We start from the raw sequence: 21,848 nt of genomic DNA, 5'->3' as shown, positions 1-21,848 counted from the left end.
TTGTGTAACAAATTTTTGGAAAGAGTAAAATATAATAGATTTAATTAAATTAGGATTTACTTATGTTCTAAAGTAACTAATTTAGAATAATAAATTAATTTCAAAAATTATTAGTAAATAATCTTATAATTATATTCGATCTTAATGATATAATTATCTCAAAATAATACACCATTAAGTGTGCTAAGGTGTGTACAATAAAGTGAGAGAAAGTGAATGGTAGAAAAAAGTGAAGGTAATGAAGAAAAAAAATTATAAATAATGTAAAGGGCAGCGAGGAAGGGGGATCGAGCATGTACTGGGATCCGAGAGCTGAAAAAATGCCTCAAAAAGACCTTCAGGACATTCAGGAGAGAAAGTTGAGGGCACTCGTTCACCACGCCTACGAGTATTCACCGTTTTACCGCAGGAAGTTCAAGGAGATGGGGTTGAATCCGTGGGACATTACCGGGTTGAAAGACCTGCCGAAGCTGCCGTTTACGAAAAAGCAGGACTTGAGGGACAACTATCCTTTCGGGATGTTTGCCGTGCCAATATCCCAGATAGTGAGATTTCACGCATCGAGCGGTACGACTGGCAAGCCCACGGTTGTGGGTTACACTGCTAACGACATTGAGGTGTGGGTAGAAAGTATGTGCCGCAGCCTTACGGCGTGTGGCGTGACGAGAGACGATATAATGCAGATTTCCTATGGTTACGGCCTCTTTACTGGCGGTCTCGGCTTCCACTATGCCGCAGAGAGAATAGGTGCAACGGTTTTACCAACTTCTGCCGGTAACACCCAGAGGCAGATAGAGCTAATGAGAGACCTTCACTCAACTGTAATTGCCTGCACGCCTTCATACATGCTTTATCTTGCAGAATACGCGTCGAAGGCAGGAATAAGCATTGCTGACGACACGAAACTCAGGATGGGCATATTTGGAGCAGAGCCATGGAGTGAGGAGACGAGAAAGAGGATTGAGGAGAAGACAGGCATTACAGCCTACGACGTTTATGGCACTTCGGAGCTAAGTGGGCCACTCTTTACGGAATGCCAGGAGAGACAGGGCCTCCACATCTGGGCTGACCACTTCCTGATAGAGATAATTGACCCCGAAACTGGTGAGCAGGTTGGAGAGGGTGAGAAGGGAGAACTTGTAGTGACGACGCTGAGCAAAGAGGCGATGCCGCTGATAAGATGGAGGACCGGCGACATCACAATAATGGAGACTGAAAAGTGCGCCTGCGGAAGGACACACCCGCGCATTCTGCGCATTCTGGGCAGGGCAGACGATATGATAATCGTACGTGGTGTAAACGTCTTCCCGAGCCAGATAGAGCACGTTCTCATGCAGATTCCGGAAGTTGGCGAGCACTACATGATAATCCTTGATAGGGCCGAGAACGGCCTTGATATCATGACAGTACAGGTTGAACTAAGCGAAAAGGCTTTCACGGATAAAGTTTCAGATATTCTTGAACTCGAGAAACGCATCGCGGAGCACCTCAAGGCAGTGCTTAACGTCACAGCCAAGGTTGAAATTGTGAATCCGGGTACACTGCAGCGCTTCGAGGGCAAGGCGAAGAGGGTAATTGACAGGAGGAAAATTTAAAGAGGTGGAATTATGAGCGACAAGACGATAAAGCAGGTTTCCGTTTTTGTTGAAAACAAGCCGGGAAGGCTTGCTGCCGTAACGGAGAAGCTCTACGAAAAGGGCATCAACATAAGGGCATTTACCATTGCTGAAGCTGGTGACTTTGGAATTATCAGAATGGTCGTTGACAAGACCGACGAGGCGTACAAAACGCTGAAGGATGCGGGCTTCACCGTGACACTTACGAGGGTTCTTGGTGTCGAGGTAGAGGACGAGCCCGGAGGACTTTACAAAATTGCCAAAGCTCTGGGCAACGCAAACATAAACATAGAGTACGTCTATGCGTTTACCTTCGGCGGAGATAAGGCTCTGATAATACTCAGGGTCGATGACATAGATAAAGCAACGGAAATCCTCGAGAAAGAGGGATTGCTGTTCAAGGGAGAAATTTAGAGCTTTTTATTCTTTATTATGCCCTGTCCGAATAAGCATCACACGTCGTCCTCATAACGCCATTAGAGTAGTTCCCTAATTCCATTTTTATTCACCTCCTTCTTTGTTCCGCATCTTTATCGGCAAGCTCCATCTTCAAACCATAAATAGAGCAGGAGCACTAATACCGGTGCTGAAAGAACTGTATCTACCATGCCTGCAGGAATTATGTCTGTGGATGCAGTTATCGTAATAACGCTCATTAATATACCAAGTATAATAGCCCACTTTCTTATTCTCCATATTCCCCAACCAGCAACGAATCTGGTTATTCCCCAAACCGCTCCAACAATACAGATAGCAACAGCTTCTATCCCGGAAACACCCTCTCCAGTTTCCAATATTCCGATATTTATCTTAAAAAGAATAAACAGTATTGGCACTATTATCTCGATTAAGCCATGAAAACAAAGTAGGGAGACCGAAACTAATGCTATTTTCTTTTCTGACATTTCATTCACTTCTTTGTTCCAGAAGAATAACCAGTGAACGCACAGTATTCTCTCTGTAAGCCAGAACTTTCAGAGCCCTGGATAAGGCCTCCGGGTCATTGAAGTAACCTTCCGCATCCTTCATGTTCTTTCTGAAATAGTCTGCAAGTCTTACAAGACTGTTCTTTACCCATAAGAGTTTACCACGGATGTATTCGATTTTTACAGTATCTCCAGATCTTTTAGCCTTATCGTATTCTTCAAGTTCGGATACAAGTTCTGAAATTGTATTCAGCCAATCTTCGATGCTCATTCCACACCTCTTTCTGAATGTTCGTGTGACCCACATTCTCCTGAACAAATCAAGTTCATTTGTTTCTTTTTCAACATCTTCCAGTATTTTCTTAACTTCTTTTGCAAGTTCTAAAACGTTCTTTTTTTGAATAATTTTTTCTGAGGGTTCAGGCTGAGCTCCGCTTTTTTCTTCACCAAATGAAAAACTCAGCCCTGTTTTAGCAAGTGGGAGTAGAGGGTCTGCTATCTGTCCATGATAATCCTTTGCATGGACAATGCAGTATGCAAAACCTGCTGCGCAGTCTTCCGCCGGCATGAGACCGTCATAACCGGGATTTACATTCTGATTGATGAACTCCTCATACGTCATACCGTAAAGGGGTGCAAGCTCACGTGCAGCTTTTCTTATCCCCGGCGTATCCACCATTCCGGGGGCAAAGACAAAAACAGATACGCCCGACTCTTCACTCAGCTCGGCGGCAAGAGATAAGCCAAGCGAGTTCAGAGCGGCCTTCGAAGCAGAGTAAGGAGCAACATACGGCATCCCCTCGTCTGAGGTTACGGTAACAATTACTCCATACTTTCTCTCCAGCATACCCGGCAGAAAAGTTTTTATTAGACGAACAGCAGCCAATACATCGACCCTCCAAGATTTCTCCCACTTTTCCAACGGCATCTCAAGTATCGAGCCTGTTTCTACAATGGTAGCGTTGTTAATCAGTATATCCACCTTCCCAAATTCTTTGAAACTTTTCTCTGCAAGTCTTTTGACGCTACTCTCATCGGATACATCAGTTCTTACATACAGGGCTGAACCTCCCTCAGAACGAATAAGAGCCTCAACTTCAGCACCATCCTCGGTAATCTCGGCAATGATAACATTGGCACCAAGCCATGCCAAAGCTCTCGCTAACTCCTTTCCGATACCTCTACCACCACCAGTGATCACAGCTACCTTTCCAGCAAGGTCCGTTTGGGATAAACCCATTTTTTCCAGTTTTTTAAACATTTTTTACCTCTCCTTCTTCATTTTTGAGATTGGCGGGCTCGCAGTTTCCGGTAACGTTTGACGGATAAAAGAAGTTGCCGAAGGCAATTTGGATGAGCAATAGCGAAGTCGGATATGCTCCTGTTAAGTGACCCCGGATAGGGGCAAGGTGCGAAGCACCGCAGAGTGCCCGCCGTCGCCTTTTAACTTCATCCCTTCAACTCCTCCAATATTTTTTCAAATTTGGGTTTGAGAGGTGGAATTTCCTTTTCTATGACTTCCCATACAATTTCTAAATCAACGCCGTGATATTCATGAATCAGCTTATCTCTCATACCTGCAATGTATTTCCACGGAATTTCTGGGTATTTGTCCCTGATTTCTGAAGGAATTTTCTTCACAGCCTCGCCCATCACTTCCAGACTTCTAATAACAGCATTTACAGTTTTTCTATCCTTTACGAACTCTTCAAAGTCCATACCTTCAACGAATTCCCCAATTTCCTGAATAGATGACAAGATGTCCAGTATGTAATCCCTGTATGTTCTTTTCATACTGTTACAACCTCTTCAAGAATATATTTTCCAATATGTGGCTTAAGTGCTTTTTTAGATACAAGGTCTACTTTTCTACCTATTAAATTGCTCAGATATTCCTCCAGTTCGAGAAATTTAAAGAATCCTATCGGTTTTTCGAATTCAACCAGTATGTCAACATCACTGCCCTCTTTCGCTTCTCCCCTCACAAAAGAGCCGAAGATACCAATTTCTTTAACACCATACTTTTCTTTAAGCTCTTCCTTGTGTTTTTCGATAATTTCTTTTATCTCATCAAGTGATTTTTTCATTTTTTGCCACCTATTATTTTATTTCATTCTCGGTTTTAAATTTTTTCAGGGCGACGGCGGGCATTTCACTTAACTCGTTCATATACGCATTGCGTATATACTCATTCTGGACGCCCATCACCTCCCGACATCAAATCCAGCGGACTCCTTATCTTACTCAGATTTTTTTGTGCTTACGTGAGTATAAATCTCTGTCGTTTTTGAGCTTTAATGCCCTAAAAGCTCCTGAAATGTATTTCAGATCAACTTCACTTTCAAGCAAATGCGTAGCAAATGAATGCCTTAAAGAATGAACTGTAACGTCCTTCTTTATTCCAGCTTTATTCCTTGCCTTTTCAAAGATTGCCTGAACCGTTCTGGTTGAAATGTGCTTATCTTTCCTCTGACCTGGAAAAAGCCATTTTTCTGGTTTGTACCTCCTAACGTATTCCAAGCACTTCTCTTTCTGAACTGAAATGGTGAAGAAATGCAAGGAAGGTCGAAATAATCACAACTCACAACGATACCATGATGAAGACTGTATTTTCTGCAGAGCTCCATAGTTCCTTGGTTAATTGAAGCTCCTGAAAGATTAGATCTTGAGTTTAAGCATGAGAGGTTTCGGAAAAAGGAGTTTGGTTGAATCTGTATTCAGCTCTTTCAAGCAGAGAGCCAAGAGTTTCTTCTGCTCGATAACAGTAAATTTCAGGAGGAGGAGGAAGAAGTTTAGACTGAGATGGAGGATAGCCATTGAATGCTGGAATAGATTTTGCGATGTTCGTATTTTACTTCTAATGAGGAGGTGTTATTAGGACACGTCGCTTTATTACTTCATTACTTCCCTATTTGTCCTTAATGTCTTTAGCTGCCTTGATTGCCCTCTCCATCGCAATTTTGTGCATCTCAGCAGCGAGATGTATCCCGCCCTTTATGCCGCGGGATGCGAGACAGGGGTAAATTTGGGTATAGTAGCCTGCGAGCCTTGGAGCGTCTTCTATTATAGCACCCTTTAACCTCTCGGCGACAAAGCACGTTGCCCCGCAGAATGCACACCTCGTTACCTTCACGTCTTCAAGCACTCCGTTTCTTATCTTTACTTCGAATTCCGGTTTGCCAAAGCGATTGAAAAATTCTTCAAAGCCCTCAATCTCTGAGGCGACACAGCATATATCGACCATTAGCAGCCTTACTCCCCTCTCTTCTGCGATGGCTTTGAGTTGTGCCCTTGAACCAGTTTTTCCAGACTTTCCCGTCAGAATTACGAGCCTCGCCTTTGCCCCCTCCACGACCCTGATATTTACGTCTGGATGTGCGGCGTAGCTGATAATAATATCTGAATTGAGAATGTTCTCTGGAAGCTCTATATCTTCTATAAGTACTGGAAGCTCCTCTGGAAGCTCAAATACTGAAACTTCAAAGTACTCCGACATCATTCTGGCAGTAAGGGGACCATGCCTCCCTCTTGCAATAATTCCGATCTTCATTTCTTTTTGTCCTCCTGCTTCCCGAGAAACTTGAGCAGGTTCTCCTTTATCTTCTCAAAGGGCTCAAGGTTGCATACCTCGTAGGGTGGGATGTTCTCCATGTCTGCCTGAACGAAGCACTGGTCATAGGGAATTACACCGAGTATTGGATGCTTAATCGTGTTGAGGAGTTCTCTGGACTTTGGAGTATCGAGAAACTTGTTCACGACAACGGCTATTCTGTTTATTTCTATGTCTGCTGCAAGCTTCTCAATTCGCTTTAGCGTTTCGATTGCCCTCGTTCCTGGTTCGACGACGGCAATGAGTACGTCAACACCCTTAGCTGTACCCCTTCCGAGGTGCTCTATTCCAGCCTCCATATCGAGGATGAGCACGTCATCTCTGAAAATCGCATGCCTGAGTATTGCCCGAAGAAAGGCATTTTCCGGGCAGAAGCAACCTTCTCCACCTTTTTCAATTGTCCCGAGAACAAGAACTCTGACTCCATCACTGTTTCTCACCGAATACTCCTCGAAGATGTCGTCAACCTTTGGATTGTAGCGGAAGGTTCCGAATGGACCTTTCACACGCTGCTCTATAACCTCCCTCAGCTCTGCGAGTGGCTTTACCTCTTCGTTTACTCCGAGGGCTGATGGGAGGTTTATTGAGGAATCGCAATCGATAGCGGTCACTGAATACCCTTCTCTCACAAACAGGTGCGCGAGCATCGCCGCCAGGGTGGTTTTACCCACACCTCCCTTACCTGATATTGCAAGTTTGAGCACAGTGGGTGGTTGCTTTGGGCACTTAATTAACCTTACCGGTGTAAATCATTAAGCTAACCGCAATGCTTATCTATCAGGATGGACGAAGTTATATACCGGGGTGCCATCGCAATGGTTGCAGCCTTCCCGCCGTCACCGCCATAGCGTTTTTCCGGCACCCCTTTTATATACCTACCGAGCAATTCTGAACATGGATGTTTACTTTTCAGATGCCCGGGCATCTGTCAAAAAGCCTGAAGAGTGGTACCAGCCCCATCTCAGTCCTGTGAAAAAGCTGGAAAAGCTTATTGAGGAAAGTGGCGTTCTCGACTTTGTTGACAAGGGAGATATCATCGCAGTAAAAACGCACTTTGGCGATAGAGGTACGACGAGAACGCTCCGCTCTGTTTTCATCCGGAAGATCGTCGAGGCTGTAAAGGACAGAGGCGGCAAACCCTTCGTCACCGAAACCACAGGCTTAGGCATGACAAAGGACAGAAGTACAGCAGTCGGCAGACTTCTTATAGCAGAGGAGAACGGCTACACCTCGCAGACAGTGGGAGCACCCATTATCATAGCCGACGGTATGCTGGGCCTTGACTGCGTAACTGTGGACATTAACGGAGTTCACTTGAAGAAAGTACACGTGGCGAAAGCCATTGCAGAATGCGATGGTGTTGTTTGTGCAACACACTTTAAGCTCCACATGCAGGCTGGTATAGGTGGAAGCATAAAGAACGTCGGCGTTGGATGTGTTGCGAAGCCGTCCAAGTTCGATATACACTGCCCGGAAAAGCCTGTGATAAACGAGAAATGTGATGGATGCGGGAGGTGTACTGAAATCTGCCCGATAAACGCCATTTCCTGTCACGTTGCAGGTGATACAGGCAACCGCACCATATATACCATAGATAGAAATAAATGCATCGGCTGCACGGGCTGCTACGAGGTGTGCAGAAAACGTGCAATAGATGTGGAGTGGCTAACGGGAAGAGAAATATCGGAGAGAATCGCAGAATGTGCTTTGGGTGTTGTGAGAGTAGTGGGAAAGGATAATTTCGGTTTCATAAACTTTGCCATGGACATAACCCCCCACTGCGACTGCCGTCCGTACAGTGACATGCCTGCGTTCCCCGACATCGGTATCTTTGCATCCCGAGACATCGTTGCGGTTGATAAGGCATGCATTGATGCGCTCCTCAAAGCTCGGCCAAATCCTGGAGCTCTCGTTGATGACTTCTGGGAGTGGACTGAACCAATGGCTCAGATAGAGCATGCTGAGAAGCTTGGAATTGGAATTAGTAATTATACGCTTGAAATAGTGGAGTGATTGTTATGTCGGACAGATACATAAGGCAGATTTCCGTAATAGGATATGATGGCCAGAAAAGACTACAAAAGGCGAAAATTCTCGTGGTTGGAGCAGGTGGGCTTGGAAGTTCCGTCATAGCATATCTTGCTGCTGCAGGAGTTGGAAAGCTTGGTATTATGGACGGCGATGTTGTTGAAGAGCACAACCTCCAGCGGCAGATAATTCACGGCGGCAACGTGGGTATAAATAAAGCCGAATCAGCGAAGTTGTTCGTCGAAAGACTGAATCCTGATGTGGAAGTTGAGGTTTATCCTTTCCGTATAACGCCCAGCAACGTCATGGACATCGTTGGGGATTACGACATCGTTGTCTCGTGTCCGGACAACCTTACTACGAGGTACGTGCTGAACGACGCATGCAGGCTTTTAGGCAAGCCCATAGTTCATGCAGCAATCCACGGTTTCGAGGGCGAGGCAATGACGGTAATTGGTACACCATGCTACCGCTGTGTTTTTCCTCGAGCAAGAAGTGAGGAAAAGCCGGGAGTCATTGGCCCCGTAGCAGGACTGTTCGGGTGTATCCAGGCCGTCGAGGCTATAAAGCTCGTCCTTGGCATGGAGGTGCTCTCAGGCAGGTTACTCAGGGCTGACTTGCGGAGCATGGAGTTCTATGAAATCAGTATTTCCAACAATCCTGAGTGTCCGGTTTGCAGTGGCAGACTTAAAGGCATATTCGAGGAAAACTACGTCAACGACTGCAGGGTTGTCAGGTTTGAGTAGGCAGCTGTGATGAGACATTTCCAAGTCCGCGTGGAAGCTTTTAATGTCGGAGGATAAAGGTGCGAGCATGATAATCACAGACGACCACATGCACCTGTACAACCACCTTCGCCTGAAAGCACTCGAAGAGTTCAAGAAAGCTGGAGGCACCCATGTGTTCCTTGTATCGCTGCTCAGCAAGCACTATGATGTAAGGCCTGAATCGGGAAAGGACTTCAGGAAAATCTTTGATGCGCACATTAGCCTTGTTGAGAAAGCAAACAAAATAGTTAAGGCGTATGCAGTCCTTGCAGTCCATCCTGCGGAGATAACGATTCTCGGTGGAAGGTTGGGGTTCAGGAAAGCTGCAGAGGTCATGATGGAAGCCCTCGATATCGCCGGAGAATATGTTGAGGAAGGTAAGGCTGTAGCGATAAAAAGCGGGAGGCCACACTACAAAGTTAACGAAGAGATCTGGCAGCTCAGCAACGAAGTGATGCAGCATGCTTTCGAAGTTGCGAAAGATGTTGGATGCGCTGTGCAGCTCCACACTGAGAGCTACAGTAGAGAGGGAATCGAGGAAATAGCCAGGATAGCAGATAAGGCAGGTATAAAGAGGGATAAGGTCGTTAAGCACTTTTCACCACCACGTGTAAAGGAGTTTGAGGAAGTTGGTATATTTCCTTCTGTCATTGCCATGGGAAACAATGTGCTTGAGGCGGCAAAACAAGGCACACGCTTTACCGTTGAAACGGACTACATCGACGACGCAAAAAGACCTGGAGCTGTTCTCGGGCCAAAGACAGTGCCGAAGAAGATCAAAGAGCTGTTGAAACATGGTTTCGATGAAGACTTTATCTACAGAATTTGCGCTGAAAACGTAAGGAATGTTTACGGAGTAGACATCGAGTAATATTTTTCCGAAAGGTTTAATTATTATGATAACTATAACTAATATGTATGCTACTGGATGAGCTTGTAAGAAAGTTCAGAAACAACAGGGTGAGGATAATATATGATAACGAATATCCTGTCGTCAGTCTGCTATTTCACCACGTTTTTCCGAGTTTTAAAGAAAATAACACTTATGTTATTGTTTACACCGATACTATGTGCAGAAGATTGAGAAAGATGTACATAACGGCCAAAGACAGGAACCCCTCGATTGACGAGTTTTTGAATAAAACGAAAATTATAAAGGTTGGAACCAGAGAAATTGCTGCCTTTGGAGAGCTGTATGCGTTTATACCATCAGAAGGCTACTACGACGAACTCAGAAGGCTCGAATCACTGTTCAAGAAGATGTGCGATAATGATGTAATCGTAACCTTCGGCCTCTGCCTTATACCGGCAATCTACGGCAGAGAAGCCATTGGAGCTCTTCTGAAGGTCTTAGACTCAGTTCCCCAGGATGTGACAATGGTGTCTCTCTTCCCGTCAGGAATTTGCAGCGAGGAATTGAGTAGTATAATAAACATATTCTACGATGTTGTTATGAACGTAAGATGTGGTGAGGAATTTTTTGGATTTGGAGAAGACACTTACATGGTGGGAATTGAGCACAGCGTTGTTGGAGACCTTCCACCGGGGTACATGAGGGTCAGGATCGCTGAAAACGGGAAGCTTCAAGAGATTTAGATGTCAAATATTCTCTTATCGCTTCCAGTGCCCTTTTTAGAATCTTTCCGTTGTCATAACCCTTAAAGATTTCTTCGAGTTCCTCACGGCTGAGTTCTTTCATTTCTCTTGCAAACTTAACAATATTTGGAATTGCCCTCGTTACGTTGTCCACCACTGTAACGTCGGCCATCTGGGCAGTTCTCGACAGTGGATTGAGATCTATGGCTATAACCTTCTTTCCGACCCTTCTTAGTACCTCGCATCTATCACCATCTTCGAGGGCCACGAGCACAACATCCGCTACGAGTATGCCCCTGCTGTCCACGATCCTCCTGCAGTGCTCAATACCTTCTATTTCCGCGTCGCCTTCTGCGAGAACCTCACAATCAAATCGTTCAAGCCACTTCTTTATCCTGTCTGCCCTTTCCCTGCTCCAGTGAAATAGATTTACTTCAAGCGGTGCTCCGGTAACGCGGGAGAGTTCTGCAAGTTTTTCTGCTGCGAGAGCGGCAGCATTTCCGTTTACAGAAATCACCGGCCTTCTTGCGGCCAGCATCATTGCAGCAGCAACTTTCGCTGCTTCGATGGCAAAATCTCTGCTCGTCTCACCGAGAATATAGTCAAAGGCCTCTCCTCTCCCGTGGGCTATCAACCCCTCCGGGACAACTATTCCTGCCCTGAAGCCCTCAACGAGTTTTTCCCTTGTCATTAGAGATTCGTATCTCGGGTGGGAGGGAGGAATGAAGGAGGGCATTCGTCACCTCCTGAAAATGCACTCATTAGAACCTTTTCGAGTTCTTTAGAAATCAGCTCATTCAGGTTGAGGACGTTTGAAGCTTCTCCCCGCCTTTTTCCCACCACGGCCCGGGGATGCACGCCCATTGCTTCCAGCACATAGGGTGTAAAAGAGGAAGAAGCCCACACAACATCTCCCAGCATGTTCGCGAGCCTGGCTGCGAGCATGCACTTTTCCATTCCACAGTCTCTTTTAATAAGCAGACTATTCATTGAATTGAGGCACCTCTCATCTTTTTCCTTCTTTAAATCCAGTGAGACAGGAATACATTTAATCACGCTCGATTTCCTTTTTTAACAGCTTTTGCCTTTCTTTAGCTGTGTAGCCCGTGAGTTCTTCCAGAAATTTGTTGTAAGTTTTAATCGTGTTCATCGCAACGTCGTTCGGTGCTTTCGGATTGGTCTTCGACTCAGCAACGAGCTTCTTGTTTTCAATTCTGAGCCTCAACTCTTCTATGGCCCCGAAGCTGACTATATATGTGTCTCCTTCCTTTTTGAAATCCCCAAAGTGTTTCTTTATAGCTTCTTCCAGCCTCTCCTCTGTCGGTTTGAAGCCGCGCTTGAACGGATACTGCCTCATCGAGGTAGGGCTGGTAAGAATGTACATAACCTTTTTGGCACATGTCAGGTAGTAATGATTAACAGTGAAGCATACAGCCTATAAGCGATGGGAAGAGATTAAATAATATTGTATCCTTACAGATTCTATGCGAAACGGAGCAGAAATTCTTGTGGAAGGTGTGGATGTAGATAAACCAGTAATACTGACGAGTTTTCCAGGTATAGGCCTCGTGGGAACAATTCTTGCTGCGCACTTCATAACTGAACTGAAGCCCGAGCAAATCGGGATGATTGAGTCGGAGATGCTACCGCCCATCGCAACACTAATGGAAGGTGTAATCCAGCCACCAATAAGGATTTACCAGTCGAGAGAGCACAACTTCATCCTGATTCATTCCGATGTCCCGATAATCCCTGAGATAGCATACGACATGAGCAGGAAAATAGTTGACTGGGCTGCGAGTATTAACGCCACAAAGATATTCTCGATTGCAGGCATTGCAACCCTTGAAGGCAAGCACAGAGTCTTTGGGGCAGCAACGTCGAAGGAGCTCCTTGACGAGCTGAAAGACTATGTGGAGATATTCAGAAGCGGAACTATCTCAGGAATCGCAGGTTCGATCCTCAACGAGTGTGTCGCGAAGAAGTTTCCGGGCATGGCTTTGCTTGGTGAAACCCTCGGCTTCAATCCCGATCCAAGAGCAGCAGCGGAGGTTATAAACGTGCTGAACAACATGTTCGGCTGGAACGTTAACGTTGAAAAGCTTATTAAAGAGGCAGAGATTATCGAAGCGCAGATGCAGAAGCTTGCTGAGCAGACGAAGATGCAGGAGCAGGCTGCGAAGAAGGAAGAACTGCCTATGTTCGGGTGATTGAAATGAGGTGCTATGTTCTTACCGGAATTTCGAGAAAAACGCTGGAAGATTTGGTAAAGAGGAATATAAGAGCGATCGAGCTTAGAAGTGCCCATAACGTCGCCACTGCTTTGAAGGCTGATATCGGAAGCTGCGTCTTCCTGACACCATCGAAGCTTTACAATGTGGGCAGGGGAACTACGGGCATAATCGCGGAGGTTAGCGGGAAGGAAGTGATGTCTCACTCAATCATCTTCGCTTCTAACCACTACATAGAGGAGAGCGAGATGACTGTCGTGAGGCTCAGACTTACTCCGAGGAGTGTTGGGAGAATAGTCACCGTTTACAACGCAGATATCCTCGACAGCACAGAGGCTGACGTCGTTGAAGTCAGCTACTTCGACGCAATGTAGCAATTTGTTCAGACGATCTCTCCCGCTTCCTCGAGCTTGCTCATAATTACCTTTCCCAACCCCTTTCTTTCGACCGCCTCAACTACGATTATATCAACTCCACTCCTGTCGAGTTCGCGAAGGGCTGAAAAGAGGTTCTTTGCCACGTCCTCAATGCTCTTTCCAAGTTCAACGATTCTGTCAGCGTCGCATTCAGCAGTAATACGCGCAACGCCAACCTTTACACCTTTCTCCCTCAGGCTGCCAACGAATTCTGCAAGATTTTCGGCATTAACGACGTAGAGTTTTGCCTTCGTTTGATAGTGTCTGAATGGCCTCGTGTCTATGACCTCCACTTCTATACCTCTCTCCACAAGCATCTCCGGTGTTATTGCTCCAAGCCTCAGAATCTTCGCGGGTTTTGATGTCACGTCGAGAACAGTCGATTCTATACCTATCTTTACTTCTCCCGCATCCAGAATGGCATCTATCCTCCCGGCAAGATCCTCTATCACGTGTTCAGCTTTTGTAGGACTCGGTCTGCCGGAGATGTTTGCAGAAGGGGCTGCAATTGGGGTTTCCGATAGTTCGATGAGTGTCAGTGCAACCTTATGGTCAGGCATTCTGACTGCAACCTTCTTCATTCCAGCGGTTGTTATGTCTGGCACGACGTCCTTCTTCTTAAGCACGAGAGCGAGGGGGCCTGGAAAGAATTCTCCCATGAGCTTTTCGGCAACTTCGTTAACTTCTGCAATCCGGTAGACCTGCTCAACGCTTGAGACGTGAACTATCAGAGGGTTGCGGGGCGGCCTTTCTTTTGCCTCGAAGATTCTTCGTACAGCATTCTCGTTAAGCGCATCACCACCAAGCCCGTAAACAGTCTCGGTTGGAAACGCGACAAGTCCACCCTTCTTTATAATTTCCGCTGCTCTGGCGATTTTTCCCCTCTCGGGGTTAACTGGATCAACTCTAATAACGATCATCGCTGGTATGCTGCGACGGGGCGATAAATAATTTAAGGCGCACGTAGCAGTGGAGGCATGGATGTCGTTATTCTCATGGGCTCCAAATCGGACATGGAATTCGCAAAGAGAATTGGCAAAACGCTGGAGAAGTTTGGTGTGGAGTTCTGCTACAGGATTGCTTCCGCTCACAAAACGCCAGAGAAGGTGCTGGAAATACTGAAAGAGTACGATGATGCCGTTTTTATAACAGTGGCTGGGAGAAGTAACGCCTTAAGCGGTTTCGTAGATGCGAATACTGTCAGTCCTGTGATTGCCTGCCCACCATACAGCGACAGGTTTGCGGGTATGGATATCCTTTCATCGCTCCGAATGCCTTCCGGTGTTGCACCGCTTGTTGTGCTTGAACCCGAAAATGCAGCCATTGCTGCCGTGAAAATACTTGCCATTAAAAGACATGAACTGAGGGAAATGGTTGCCGAGTATCAGCGTCAAAAAAGGCTTGAAATCGAGGAAGCTGATGCTAATATTCGAGGTACTGGCCACAAATCTGGCACTTAAGTCTTCCGCCCTCCTCTGCAAAGTACGCCTTGTTTCCGCAGACTTTACACTTCCGCATTTAAACCCTCACATCTCCGTATTTCTTTACGTAGTTTACGAGCCCACCCTCCTGCAGTATCCTTATCATCACATCGGGCAGAGGTCTGGCGCTTATGCTCGTCCCCTTTGTTAGATTCTTAACTTCACCAGTTGAAAGGTTGACTTCGAGCTGGTCGCCTTCATCAATTCCGTTGGTATCGACAATGAGCAGCGGAAGACCAATGTTTATAGCATTCCTGTAGAATATGCGGGCGAAGGATTTTGCAAGCACGGCAGAAACGCCTGCAAGCTTTATAACTCTCGGTGCATGCTCCCTGCTGCTACCACATCCAAAGTTCTTTCCCGCAACTATGAAATCTCCCGGCTTTACGAGCTTCGCAAAGTCGGGATTCGCGTCTTCCATGACGTGCTTCGCCAGTTCGGGCAAATTGCTCCTGAGGTGGTAGTACCTTCCTGGTGTAATATGGTCTGTTGATATATCGTCGCCGAACTTCCACGCTCTGCCTTTGAGAATCATGTTTCCCGCACTTGACTTATCATACTAAAATCTTACGAACCTTATGCAGGACTGCTCCTTCTTCGTCTCCTGCCCGGCTACCTGCGATATGCGACGGCAGCAAAGTACGTGAGGCTTGCGAAGAGCGAAGCTACGGCTCCTGGGGATACCTGGTAGAAGAAGGAAATCGCAAGCCCGACAAATCCACTTACCATTGCAATCAGGAATGCGAGAATGAAAACCTGCCTGACGTTTCCTGCAACTTCCACAGCAGCGGCAGCGGGGGCAACAAACATGGCAAAGACAAGAATTGCCCCAACGCCCTTAAGAGTTACCACCACTGCTACAGCGATAAGGGAAAGCAGAACGTAGTTCAGCATGCTGGCGTTTATACCGTATGCCATTGCTCCTTCCATGTCGAAGGATATAAAGAGAAACTCACGATAGAGCAGCGAGCAGACGAAAACTACCAGCAGCGTGGAAATCAGCATTAAAACGAGGTCTTCGTTGGTGAGGAGGAATAAATCGCCGATCAGCAACCCCCACACCCTTGCAGCGTACTCTCTTATCATGGAAATGAACAGAACCGCGAGGCTCATGGAGAGAGCGAAGGATATACCTATCGCCGTGTTTATTCCCTCGTCCTTCGATGCATAGCCTGCCGCGATTGCGGTAAACATGGCAAAGAGAATTCCGCCGACTATGGGGTTCATGCTGAATATGTTGTAGGTTTCGAGAACGATTGCAAGGGCCGCTCCCGCCAAAGCAGCGTGGCTTGCACCAGCAACGAGGAATGAAACATTTCTGAATACGGTAAACGTGCCTGCTACCGACGCGTTGACCGCTATGAGAAAGAGAGCTGCGATGGCTCTGAGCATGTAAAGTGGAATGTCATCCATGGGTATCACCGAAGAGTGGGTGGGCGAATCCCTCCTCACATACGATAATGGGTATAATTGCTCCGTAGGCTTTAATCATGTTCTCAGGCATCAGGACGTCGCCAGGAGATCCATACGCTATCAATTCTTTGTTGAGGAGAAGAATCTTGTCAATATGATGTATCAGGGGGCTCACGTTGTGGACAACTGCAAGCACGGTAACGCCCTTCTTGGAAAGTCTATCCAGCAGCTCTATAATCCTGTTCTGACTTGGAATGTCAACGCCGTTGAATGGCTCGTCAAGTAGGAGGAGCTTTGGCTCGACTGCGAGAGCTCTCGCAAGCAAAACCCTCTGCTGCTGCCCACCGCTTAACTCGCTGAACTTCGTATCCCAGACTTTTTCAAGCCCCACTGCCTCTAACGCCTCTCTGGCCTTTTCTACATCTTCTTTGGATAGAGGGGAAAGAATGCCTTTTCTCGCTGCCCGCCCCATCAACACCACGTCCTTAACGAGGAGCGGTGGCTTTGTGGATATGTGTTCCTTCTGAGGCATGAATCCAACGAGGGATTGAACTTTCTCCGCATCTCTGCACGGATCAAAGCCGAAAACTCTGACTTTCCCGCTTTCAGGTTTGAGCATGCCGAGGAGAATTCTGAGAAGCGTCGTTTTGCCAGAGCCGTTGGGTCCCATTACTGCGACAAACTCACCCTCGTCAACGCTGAAGGTTATATCAGTTAGTGCTCTAACGCCGTTGTAGGAGAAGCTGACGTTTTCGACCTCAATTGCCCTAACATCCTTTGTGGCTTCCATGATCCCCTTCATCTCCTTATCCTGCCAAGAACTGCAAGCGCGACTGCGCATGCTGCAACAGCGGTGATGAATGTATAACCGCTTGATTTCTCTGCCTTTGTATAAGAAAGTCCCGAAAACCTGAGGGCGTTGAAGTACTGCAAACCAGTGTAGCTGTCATCCTCACCCACCATAACGAACTTGACGTAGATAACAGGTTTTCCTGTATCAGCAGAAATTTGCCTCGCAATTTCCCCGGCCTTTGAGTTCTTCATGAACTCCGGAACTACAATGCAGACATACTCTGAACTTTTTAGCTTTTCCACTATCTCTGCGAGATCTTTTCCGCTCACAAAGCCAAGGCCTTCGGCCAGCAGAACTGCATCGACTTCCATACCCGAGTTCTGGATTATGTAGCAGACTCCCGGTACGGCCGCAACACAGGCTTTGCCCTCAATTCCCTGCTCGGCTGCAGCACTTCTGATTATCCTCTTCGCCTCCGCAACCTCCTTCTCGAACTCCTCCAGGTTGCCCTCAAAGTACCACGCGTATTCTGGCAATATACTCGATAGCTTTGCCTCTACTGCCCTCGCTATCGCGACGCCGTTTTCAAACTTCAGCCAGTAACCATGCGGGTTCTCGTCGTATCCGGGAAATGAGTCGAGTTTCGCTCCGAATGCAGCATAATCCTCGAAGTCGATGCATTTTTCTCCGTAATTTTCCTTGATCTTTTCCTCGAAGTGGAGCAGCTTTGAATTGGCGAGGACGATCAGGTCTGCGTTACCGAGCCTTTCCATCGTCTCCATCGATATAGAGAACGCGTGTGGGTCGCTGCCGGGAGGCATCACGCTCGTCACGTTTACGATTTCTCCACCTACTGCCTTTACAATGGGCGTAAGATCTGGAACTGAGCAAACGACTTCGATGGCGGAGGCTGGCGTGGCAAGAGCAATTAGCATCAGGAGAGTAAATGCTGCGAACTTCATCCCTCCACCTCCGGAATTTCTTTACCGCATGGACAGACCCTTCTTGGTCTGTATCTATCCTCCAGCAGCCTTATCAGCCCCTCTCCCACCACAGCCTCTATTCTTGCTGCTTCTCTACAAGCGTCACCTCTCTCCATCCCGAGTTCCTCCATCAAACATTCGAGGAGCCTGTGCTTTTTTACAGCCTTCTTTGCCTCGTGCAGACCCTTTTCATTGAAGAGAAATCCCTTCTTCGGGACATACACACCCAAACCAGTCTCTGCAAGCCTTATGAGCTGGTTCTGTGCAGAGGATTTCGGGATTCCGAGGTGGAGGGACAGATACGTTGGCCCTATTATCTGTACACCCTCTTCGAATGCCCTGTAAGCTACCCTGAGCAGAGTGTCCACATTCACGAACATTGTTCGACCGCTGAACGTAAATAGTTTGCCTATGGCAACACTTCGAAACGTTTTAGTTCAGCCTGTTTGCTGCGCAGGGCGATGAGTGCAGTTGAGGAGAGGATTGCACTCGCAAAGAGGATTTACGCAACCTACGGCAGCAAACTTCTGGAGGATGAAGTGGTCAGAAATCTTCTCAGAAAGCTCGATTCGGCAATCGATGCTACGCGAAAATTCATGGTGGAGATAGGTCTCGTTGAACTCTGTCGGGAATGCGCAATGGAGGGGAAATGCTGCTGCAGAAAGTGGGTTGAAAACGAATACGGAATTGACACTCTTCTTGTCAACCTCCTCCTGGGCGTAGAGCTCCCGTCCGAGAGAGTCATTCCCAATGCGTGTTTCTTCGTGGGCCCGAATGGCTGCAGGCTGAGGGTGAGGGAGGTAATTTGTGTTGATTTCCTTTGCGGGAAGGTCACGGAGACACTCGGACACGAAACCGTCGTCAAACTTCAGGAAATCGAAGGTGAAGAGCTTGAAACGGGCTTTTTACTGAAAGAGAGAATTAAGGAACTTCTGAGTAAATTTGAAAATGAATCTGAAGCTCAGGTTCGGGAGGTTGTGCAGTTGCATAGTTAGTTTATGAGGATGGTTTATCTTCAATTTTGGTTTCAATTCTTTTCTTGATCGACGGGGAAATTAAGGAATGGGTGCAGAAATTTGGCATTAACCTCAGTGTTTTCCTTGAGAGCAGGTTAAGAAGGTTTCGTCGGATAGAAGCGTACTATGAATTATAATTTAGAGGACGCCAGGGGTGGGATTTGAACCCACGCGCCCTTGCGGGCAGGGGATCTCGAATCCCCCGCAGTAGCCTGGCTCTGCAACCCCGGCTTTGAATTGGAGCGTTGCCATATTTTGCGGTGCGTTTTTTAAATTTGTTCTTTACTCAGAGCGCTCTAACGAGGGTGCAGGGAGCTTTTATAGCTATCGGTGCGGCGGGTATTTCAAGAAACCTCAACAAGCCTCAACAACCTCTCTCCACCTCTCTCCGTCAGTTCAGCGTGCATGTAGTGGTCGCTTATGTTCTTCAGCGTGTCGTTGTTGCCCTGAATCATAACTGAAATCAGGCTGGCCTTTGTTTTCTTTAACTCCTTTGACAAGTCATCAACCACATCCTCGCCATCAGTTATTACGATAATTGTGTTAGTGTATTCAGCAAACCTTCCTTCAACGAGGTCGTCGATGGCTGTTGAAATGGCGTTGGTTATGTCTGTCCCGCCATTCGACTGAACCTTGAGTATCGCATCGACTATCTCTTTTGGTTCAGAAATGGGCTTATCAGGATGGACTTTCGTGTCGAAGAAGCGGAGAAAGTACTTCCTTCTCTTTGTCTTTGACATCCTGTAGATTGCCATCGCAACGCTCCTCGCCCACACAGTCTTTTCTCCGACCATGGAACCCGACTTGTCTATTAGAATGTAGTACGCACCCTCACTGACCTTCAGCTTCTCCCTCGCGAGGAAACCTTCAGATGCGAGCCTTCGCATGAAAAGCTCATCTGGCAGAGCGAGCTCTCTCGGCAAAGCCCTTTCGACCTGCTTGGTTATCATGTAGCCTGAAAGCTCATCACCCGTCTTTCCCTTCACCTTTGAGATTCTCGTTGCCTTCGGAACGAAATCCATCATCCTCTTTGACATGTCAACAATTTTCTTCAGGTCTTCGACGAACATCATCTGCTTCGCGAGGTTCAGAATCTTCTGAAATGTCCCTGCTTCCCTGCCAGCACTCTTTCCACCCATGAGCTCCCTTATCTCCTCCGCGTTCTTCGTAACGTTCTCCGCCTCTTCAACAGCCCCCTCAAGCAGAGCGGAAATGCCTTTCAGAAAGGTCTCGACCCTCGCTCCCCTCCCGCTACCCGAAATTTTTCCTACGCCCTCTCCCTCGTTCTCAAGTCTTCCTCTTATCCGCCCCACTATGTACTTGGTTAGGGCTATGCTGTAAACGAGGCTGAGCTCGTCGTCGAGGGTTGTGAGTGTCTTGAGCATCTGGTAGCGCTCTCCATCCATGTATTCTCTGCAGAAGAGTCTGACCTCCTCAAGCACCTCGTCCTCGTTCTTGCCGCGCAGGAAGGGGTAGAGGGAGTAGTGGAGGAAGTAAGAGTCCGTGGCGATTATCTGGATGTGCCTCGAGGAATTATATATCTCCTGCAGGTCAGGAGGGAGAAAGGAGGCTATTCTCTGCGAGATGAGATTGTATACGAAATCCTTGCTCGTAACGTTGACGAGGTTGTTGCTGAGGGTTGCATTCAGCACACTCTGCATCTGCATGGCCTGCACCTGCAATCAGTCACCAAATATTTCGGCCTTCTTCCTGTCAAGCACGTCCTTCGCCTTGAAAACGGCACTTTTGAGCTGTCTGACGTAGGGCATCAGCCTCGGGTTTTCCGGCACCTCTGACATCATGGATGAGGCCTTTGCGTAAATTGAAGAAAGCATCCTGAGTTCGTCGAGCCCACCGGAAGAGCTAAGCCTTATGGCGTTCTGGAGTTCGGAAGTTACAGTCTGAAGTTTCTGGATGTGCTTGTAGAAGCTGCTGAGACCGAGTTCAAATATGACCTGCTCCACCTTCCTGACATCATCTTCATCGTGCACAGCAACGAACTTCAAAGCCTCAGCCAAGCTGTCCGTCGAGACCTCGTCTTCATTGTAGATTACAGAGATTGCGCTGGCAATTTTAAGGAGCTTTATCTTCCTCCTGTCGGAAATCCTGACACCGCGCTGCTTTAAAGCTGCGAGGGCGTCAAGGTAAACACGGAGCAGGCTGCTCTCAGTCATTGAGCGGAAGCGCTGCATTACCATCTGCTGCAAGGCTTTTACGTCGTCGGTCGTGAGTACGGGCTGCATAGCCATTTCTTCGAGTTCGATACCTCTCTCAACGAGTTCGCTCCATGCATCCTCGGAAACGCTCTTGACGAAGCATCTCACCGTTAGCCTGTCGTAGAAGGCTGCATCTTCCACATCGGTACTTATCTCGTTGCTTGCGGTGTACATGGTGAGCATTGGGAGCCTCATATAACCGCCATCGTTCCTAAACCTGCGGTTGAGGATTATGTCAAGGAGAATGTTTCTTATGGCCGACGACGCTTTGAAAATCTCGTCGAGGAAGACTATCTCCGCCTCCGGCAACCTCCCCTCGGTTCGCCTTACATATCTACCTTCTCTAAGGGCGTTTATGTCGAGGGGGCCGAGAATCTCGTCTGGCTCGGTAAATCGCGTTAGCAGGTAATAGAAGTACCTCGCGTCTATAAGTTCGGCCATCTTTTCAATCAGTGCAGTTTTAGCCGTGCCAACCTCTCCGATGAGGATTACCGGCTCGCCTGCAAGTAAACCGCTGAGTACGGCCGTTATTTCCGCCTCCCTCTGGACAAAGCAGTCTGCAAGTCTCAGTTTGAGCTCTGACAGCCTGTCGATACACTCCATCGCTTCGTATACGTCGAGTAGCTTTCTTAATTTTTCGGTTGATGTTTGTGGTACGCTGAAGTTGGGGATAAGTATACACTCACATTTGAAAACTCTCCGCTCTGCGGGCAATTCCGGTGACGGGATGAAGTAAAGAGCACAACAGAAAGAGTA

At 47.3% G+C, this 21,848-nt stretch carries 28 protein-coding genes and 1 tRNA gene; 10 read left to right on the top strand and 19 right to left on the bottom strand.

Features of this window, described 5'->3' with window-relative positions:
* The first annotated feature begins 293 nt into the window (after window positions 1-293).
* Together ARCVE_RS06375 and ARCVE_RS06370 are read left to right on the top strand one after the other, a co-directional pair.
* The gene (locus ARCVE_RS06375; protein WP_013683946.1) at window positions 294-1,595 is read left to right on the top strand and encodes a phenylacetate--CoA ligase family protein; all 1,302 of its coding nucleotides are present in this window, start codon (window positions 294-296) and stop codon (window positions 1,593-1,595) included.
* A gap of 12 nt (window positions 1,596-1,607) precedes the next feature.
* Window positions 1,608-2,030 (top strand): ACT domain-containing protein, encoded by a 423-nt coding sequence (locus ARCVE_RS06370; RefSeq protein WP_013683945.1) that lies wholly within the window; start codon window positions 1,608-1,610, stop codon window positions 2,028-2,030.
* A gap of 116 nt (window positions 2,031-2,146) precedes the next feature.
* Here the strand turns inward: ARCVE_RS06370 and ARCVE_RS06365 are convergent, their stop codons facing one another.
* The 7 genes from ARCVE_RS06365 to ARCVE_RS06335 form a co-directional block, all read right to left on the bottom strand.
* Window positions 2,147-2,521, bottom strand: coding sequence for a hypothetical protein (locus ARCVE_RS06365; protein WP_013683944.1), 375 nt, complete (start codon window positions 2,519-2,521; stop codon window positions 2,147-2,149).
* A 1-nt stretch (window position 2,522) separates the two neighbouring features.
* Window positions 2,523-3,803 (bottom strand): SDR family NAD(P)-dependent oxidoreductase, encoded by a 1,281-nt coding sequence (locus ARCVE_RS06360; RefSeq protein WP_013683943.1) that lies wholly within the window; start codon window positions 3,801-3,803, stop codon window positions 2,523-2,525.
* 188 nt (window positions 3,804-3,991) lie between these two features.
* Entirely contained in the window at window positions 3,992-4,336 is a 345-nt protein-coding gene (locus ARCVE_RS06355; protein WP_013683942.1) for a HepT-like ribonuclease domain-containing protein, read from the bottom strand.
* Window positions 4,333-4,629: a nucleotidyltransferase family protein gene (locus ARCVE_RS06350; RefSeq protein ID WP_013683941.1), complete on the bottom strand. Its 297-nt coding sequence runs from the start codon at window positions 4,627-4,629 to the stop codon at window positions 4,333-4,335. Before ARCVE_RS06350 ends, ARCVE_RS06355 begins: the two co-directional genes overlap by 4 nt.
* A gap of 157 nt (window positions 4,630-4,786) precedes the next feature.
* The gene (locus ARCVE_RS06345; RefSeq protein WP_198001990.1) at window positions 4,787-5,062 is read right to left on the bottom strand and encodes a tyrosine-type recombinase/integrase; all 276 of its coding nucleotides are present in this window, start codon (window positions 5,060-5,062) and stop codon (window positions 4,787-4,789) included.
* A 388-nt stretch (window positions 5,063-5,450) separates the two neighbouring features.
* Window positions 5,451-6,092, bottom strand: a complete 642-nt coding sequence (locus ARCVE_RS06340; protein ID WP_013683940.1) for a DUF166 domain-containing protein — start codon at window positions 6,090-6,092, stop codon at window positions 5,451-5,453.
* Window positions 6,089-6,856 (bottom strand): ATP-binding protein, encoded by a 768-nt coding sequence (locus ARCVE_RS06335; RefSeq protein WP_013683939.1) that lies wholly within the window; start codon window positions 6,854-6,856, stop codon window positions 6,089-6,091. The genes ARCVE_RS06340 and ARCVE_RS06335 overlap by 4 nt, the downstream gene beginning before the upstream one ends.
* Window positions 6,857-7,046: 190 nt before the next feature.
* Between ARCVE_RS06335 and ARCVE_RS06330 the strand changes: the two genes are divergently transcribed.
* The 4 genes from ARCVE_RS06330 to ARCVE_RS06315 all read left to right on the top strand — a co-directional run bounded on the left by ARCVE_RS06330 (window position 7,047) and on the right by ARCVE_RS06315 (window position 10,543).
* Window positions 7,047-8,165 (top strand): DUF362 domain-containing protein, encoded by a 1,119-nt coding sequence (locus tag ARCVE_RS06330; RefSeq protein ID WP_013683938.1) that lies wholly within the window; start codon window positions 7,047-7,049, stop codon window positions 8,163-8,165.
* A gap of 5 nt (window positions 8,166-8,170) precedes the next feature.
* Window positions 8,171-8,926, top strand: coding sequence for a HesA/MoeB/ThiF family protein (locus ARCVE_RS06325; RefSeq protein ID WP_013683937.1), 756 nt, complete (start codon window positions 8,171-8,173; stop codon window positions 8,924-8,926).
* Window positions 8,927-8,993: 67 nt separating this feature from the next.
* Window positions 8,994-9,818 (top strand): TatD family hydrolase, encoded by an 825-nt coding sequence (locus ARCVE_RS06320; protein ID WP_013683936.1) that lies wholly within the window; start codon window positions 8,994-8,996, stop codon window positions 9,816-9,818.
* A gap of 47 nt (window positions 9,819-9,865) precedes the next feature.
* On the top strand, window positions 9,866-10,543 hold the full coding sequence (locus tag ARCVE_RS06315) for a hypothetical protein (RefSeq protein WP_013683935.1): 678 nt from the start codon (window positions 9,866-9,868) through the stop codon (window positions 10,541-10,543).
* On the opposite strand, the gene ARCVE_RS06310 is transcribed toward ARCVE_RS06315, so the two are convergent.
* The 3 genes from ARCVE_RS06310 to ARCVE_RS06300 are packed head-to-tail and all read right to left on the bottom strand — an operon-like array spanning window position 10,506 to window position 11,900.
* Window positions 10,506-11,279, bottom strand: a complete 774-nt coding sequence (locus ARCVE_RS06310; RefSeq protein ID WP_013683934.1) for a 4-phosphopantoate--beta-alanine ligase — start codon at window positions 11,277-11,279, stop codon at window positions 10,506-10,508. The two genes, ARCVE_RS06315 and ARCVE_RS06310, sit on opposite strands and share 38 nt — an antisense overlap.
* Window positions 11,234-11,533, bottom strand: a complete 300-nt coding sequence (locus ARCVE_RS06305) for a hypothetical protein (RefSeq protein WP_013683933.1) — start codon at window positions 11,531-11,533, stop codon at window positions 11,234-11,236. Before ARCVE_RS06305 ends, ARCVE_RS06310 begins: the two co-directional genes overlap by 46 nt.
* A gap of 58 nt (window positions 11,534-11,591) precedes the next feature.
* A complete protein-coding gene (locus ARCVE_RS06300; RefSeq protein WP_013683932.1) occupies window positions 11,592-11,900 on the bottom strand; it encodes a DUF5611 family protein in 309 nt (102 codons plus the stop codon).
* Window positions 11,901-12,027: 127 nt separating this feature from the next.
* On the opposite strand from ARCVE_RS06300, the gene ARCVE_RS06295 reads away from it, so the two are divergent.
* Window positions 12,028-12,753: a proteasome assembly chaperone family protein gene (locus ARCVE_RS06295; RefSeq protein ID WP_013683931.1), complete on the top strand. Its 726-nt coding sequence runs from the start codon at window positions 12,028-12,030 to the stop codon at window positions 12,751-12,753.
* Between the two features lie 5 nt (window positions 12,754-12,758).
* Window positions 12,759-13,148 (top strand): DUF473 domain-containing protein, encoded by a 390-nt coding sequence (locus tag ARCVE_RS06290; RefSeq protein WP_013683930.1) that lies wholly within the window; start codon window positions 12,759-12,761, stop codon window positions 13,146-13,148.
* 8 nt (window positions 13,149-13,156) lie between these two features.
* On the opposite strand, the gene ARCVE_RS06285 is transcribed toward ARCVE_RS06290, so the two are convergent.
* Window positions 13,157-14,110 carry an L-threonylcarbamoyladenylate synthase gene (locus ARCVE_RS06285; protein WP_013683929.1) on the bottom strand — a complete coding sequence of 318 codons (954 nt, stop codon included), beginning with the start codon at window positions 14,108-14,110 and terminating at the stop codon, window positions 13,157-13,159.
* Between the two features lie 57 nt (window positions 14,111-14,167).
* On the opposite strand from ARCVE_RS06285, the gene purE reads away from it, so the two are divergent.
* Window positions 14,168-14,650 (top strand): 5-(carboxyamino)imidazole ribonucleotide mutase, encoded by a 483-nt coding sequence (purE, locus tag ARCVE_RS06280; RefSeq protein WP_013683928.1) that lies wholly within the window; start codon window positions 14,168-14,170, stop codon window positions 14,648-14,650.
* Between the two features lie 58 nt (window positions 14,651-14,708).
* Here the strand turns inward: purE and ARCVE_RS06275 are convergent, their stop codons facing one another.
* From ARCVE_RS06275 to ARCVE_RS06255, 5 genes are all read right to left on the bottom strand, one after another.
* Window positions 14,709-15,206, bottom strand: a complete 498-nt coding sequence (locus tag ARCVE_RS06275) for a 3-isopropylmalate dehydratase small subunit (protein WP_013683926.1) — start codon at window positions 15,204-15,206, stop codon at window positions 14,709-14,711.
* 77 nt (window positions 15,207-15,283) lie between these two features.
* Window positions 15,284-16,084, bottom strand: a complete 801-nt coding sequence (locus ARCVE_RS06270) for a metal ABC transporter permease (protein WP_013683925.1) — start codon at window positions 16,082-16,084, stop codon at window positions 15,284-15,286.
* Window positions 16,077-16,874 (bottom strand): metal ABC transporter ATP-binding protein, encoded by a 798-nt coding sequence (locus tag ARCVE_RS06265; protein WP_048086213.1) that lies wholly within the window; start codon window positions 16,872-16,874, stop codon window positions 16,077-16,079. The genes ARCVE_RS06270 and ARCVE_RS06265 overlap by 8 nt, the downstream gene beginning before the upstream one ends.
* Window positions 16,875-16,882: 8 nt before the next feature.
* Entirely contained in the window at window positions 16,883-17,839 is a 957-nt protein-coding gene (locus tag ARCVE_RS06260) for a metal ABC transporter substrate-binding protein (protein WP_013683923.1), read from the bottom strand.
* On the bottom strand, window positions 17,836-18,240 hold the full coding sequence (locus ARCVE_RS06255) for a metal-dependent transcriptional regulator (protein ID WP_013683922.1): 405 nt from the start codon (window positions 18,238-18,240) through the stop codon (window positions 17,836-17,838). Before ARCVE_RS06255 ends, ARCVE_RS06260 begins: the two co-directional genes overlap by 4 nt.
* Window positions 18,241-18,321: 81 nt before the next feature.
* On the opposite strand from ARCVE_RS06255, the gene ARCVE_RS06250 reads away from it, so the two are divergent.
* Window positions 18,322-18,855, top strand: coding sequence for a hypothetical protein (locus ARCVE_RS06250; protein ID WP_013683921.1), 534 nt, complete (start codon window positions 18,322-18,324; stop codon window positions 18,853-18,855).
* Window positions 18,856-19,022: 167 nt separating this feature from the next.
* On the opposite strand, the gene ARCVE_RS06245 is transcribed toward ARCVE_RS06250, so the two are convergent.
* From ARCVE_RS06245 to ARCVE_RS06235, 3 genes are all read right to left on the bottom strand, one after another.
* A tRNA-Ser gene (locus ARCVE_RS06245) sits at window positions 19,023-19,107 on the bottom strand.
* A 113-nt stretch (window positions 19,108-19,220) separates the two neighbouring features.
* On the bottom strand, window positions 19,221-20,543 hold the full coding sequence (locus ARCVE_RS06240; protein ID WP_013683920.1) for a vWA domain-containing protein: 1,323 nt from the start codon (window positions 20,541-20,543) through the stop codon (window positions 19,221-19,223).
* Window positions 20,544-20,558: 15 nt separating this feature from the next.
* Window positions 20,559-21,695, bottom strand: a complete 1,137-nt coding sequence (locus ARCVE_RS06235; protein WP_013683919.1) for an AAA family ATPase — start codon at window positions 21,693-21,695, stop codon at window positions 20,559-20,561.
* Window positions 21,696-21,848: the final 153 nt, after the last annotated feature.

This window comes from Archaeoglobus veneficus SNP6, from assembly GCF_000194625.1.
Taxonomy (GTDB): domain Archaea; phylum Halobacteriota; class Archaeoglobi; order Archaeoglobales; family Archaeoglobaceae; genus Archaeoglobus_C; species Archaeoglobus_C veneficus.
This window is presented reverse-complemented; position numbering and strand designations above follow the sequence as displayed.